At 74.7% G+C, this 1,438-nt stretch carries 1 protein-coding gene; it reads left to right on the forward strand.

The genetic code is table 11. The features are described 5' to 3' along the window. Positions 1 to 89 precede the first annotated feature (89 nt). The coding region (locus ACWEBX_RS40640; protein WP_451889713.1) for an AMP-binding protein at positions 90 to 1,438 on the forward strand (1,349 nt) is incomplete at its 3' end.

A 1,438-nucleotide genomic window follows, 5' to 3' on the forward strand; every position in this document is an offset into this window, starting at 1 on the left:
GGGAGGGCACGAGCCAGGAGAGCTGTTCGAGGCCGGGCACGCCGTGCAGCTTCAGCAGGGCGCCGCAGAACACCACCTGGACCCACAGCGTGCTGACGCAGGCGGCCCCGCGCTTCGCGGTCACCGACACCACGACCTGGCGGGAGATCCCCGCCGACGACATCGCCGTCGTCGTCCGCCTCGACGAGCGCGCCGGCTGGGAGCCGGCCCCGGGCGCCCCGGACGACGCGGTGCGCCGCGCGCCGCTCACCCCGGACAACCTGGCGTACGTGATGTACACCTCCGGCTCCACCGGCGAGCCCAAGGGCGCCGCCCTCACCCACCGGGGCGTCGTCGACGGCGTACGCGAACTCGTCGACGTCCTCGACGCGCCGCCCGGATGGCGGATGCTGGCCGGCACCTCCGTCAACTTCGACGTCTCCGTCTTCGAGCTGCTGACCACCCTGAGCACCGGCGGCACCGCCGAGATCGTCACGAACACGCTGGCGCTCGCGGAACGGGAGAACTGGGACGGGCACATCGTCAGCGGCGTCCCCTCGGTGCTGGGCGAACTCGCCGGCCACCTCGGCAACGCGCCCGACGTGCACACCGTCGTCCTCGCCGGCGACGTGCTCCCGGGCCGGCTGGTGCGCCAGGTGCGCGAGGCCCTGCCCGCCGCCCGGATCGTCAACTCCTACGGCCAGAGCGAGAGTTTCTACGCCACCGCCTTCGCCCTCGACCCCGCCCAGGAGTGGCCGGACGGCGACGTCGCCCCCATCGGCACCCCGCTGGGCAACATGCGCGCCTACGTCCTTGGGCCCGGCCTCGCCCCGGTGCCCCGGGGCGTCATCGGTGAGCTGTACGTCGCCGGGACCTGCCTGGGCCGCGGCTACCACGGCCGCGCGGCCCTGACCGCCGAACGCTACGTCGCCGACCCCTACGGGCCGGCGGGCGAGCGGATGTACCGCACCGGCGACCTGGCCCGCCACAACGCCCGCGGGCAGCTCGAATGCGTGGGCCGCGGCGACGGCCAGGTCAAGGTGCGCGGTTTTCGCATCGAGACCGCCGAGGTCGAGGCGGCGATCACCCAGCACCCCGGGATCAGCGAGGCGGTGGTGATCAGCCGGGAGGTGCCCGCGGGCGGCAAACGGCTCGTCGCCTACGTCGTGCACACCGGCGAAGGCGCCGTGGGCGACGACGGCGCCGGCGGCATCGGCGACGTGGACGTCCTCGCCGGAGCCTCCTCCGCCGAACTGCGCAAGTTCACCGCCGCGCGGCTGCCCGACTACATGGTGCCCGCCGCCTTCGTGGCCCTGGGCCGCCTCCCGCTCGGCGCGACCGGCAAACTGGACCGCTCGGCCCTGCCCGAACCGGAGTTCCTCGGCGAGGCCCGCCAAGACGGCCTCCCCGCAGGCGGGTTCGGCGTCCGGAGCGGATGCGGGCCAGGCCGGTGGCGTCT

Source organism: Streptomyces sp. NPDC005070, assembly GCF_053600395.1.